At 43.3% G+C, this 699-nt stretch carries 4 tRNA genes; all 4 read left to right on the plus strand.

The features are described from left to right. The first annotated feature begins 19 nt into the window (after positions 1–19). The 4 genes from ACTXGU_RS22285 to ACTXGU_RS22300 all read left to right on the plus strand — a co-directional run bounded on the left by ACTXGU_RS22285 (position 20) and on the right by ACTXGU_RS22300 (position 550). A tRNA-Ala gene (locus ACTXGU_RS22285) sits at positions 20–95 on the plus strand. A gap of 27 nt (positions 96–122) precedes the next feature. Next, positions 123–196: transfer RNA gene (locus ACTXGU_RS22290), tRNA-Met, on the plus strand. Between the two features lie 177 nt (positions 197–373). Next, positions 374–447, plus strand: a tRNA-Ile gene (locus ACTXGU_RS22295). 10 nt (positions 448–457) lie between these two features. Beyond that, positions 458–550, plus strand: a tRNA-Ser gene (locus tag ACTXGU_RS22300). The last annotated feature ends 149 nt before the right edge of the window (positions 551–699 follow it).

The following is a 699-nucleotide window of genomic DNA, read 5'->3' on the forward strand; positions in this document are numbered from 1 at the left end:
GAAAGAGCATAAAATTTTTGGGGCCTTAGCTCAGCTGGGAGAGCGCCTGCCTTGCACGCAGGAGGTCAGCGGTTCGATCCCGCTAGGCTCCACCAAATTTAAATAAAAAAACAATGAATTATGGCGGCGTAGCTCAGCTGGCTAGAGCGTACGGTTCATACCCGTGAGGTCGGGGGTTCGATCCCCTCTGCCGCTACTATATGATTTTATAATAAATTTTCATTCGGACCTTTAGCTCAGTTGGTTAGAGCAACGAGGAAGTGCATCATGATTAATCTTCAAGTTGTACTCATTGAATAGCTTCTAGAATAATCCTACTGAGATGTGGACAGACGTTTTAAAGCAAAACAAAATATTATTATTTACTTGATTTGGACCTTTAGCTCAGTTGGTTAGAGCAGACGGCTCATAACCGTCCGGTCGTAGGTTCGAGTCCTACAAGGTCCACATATATCAAGGAGGAATACCCAAGTCCGGCTGAAGGGATCGGTCTTGAAAACCGACAGGCGGGTCAAACCGCGCAGGGGTTCGAATCCCCTTTCCTCCTCCATTAATTAAATTATTTCATAGTGGAGCAACGAGCTTTACTTCAGTGAATATACATCGAGTTGTACCGATTGAACTGCTTCTTGAATAGACATTCTGAAAATCGGGACAGTAGACAGTAGAAAAACTGCATGAACAAATTTATTTAAATAT

The organism is Niallia sp. 01092 (genome assembly GCF_052318935.1).
Taxonomy (GTDB): Bacteria; Bacillota; Bacilli; order Bacillales; family Cytobacillaceae; genus Niallia.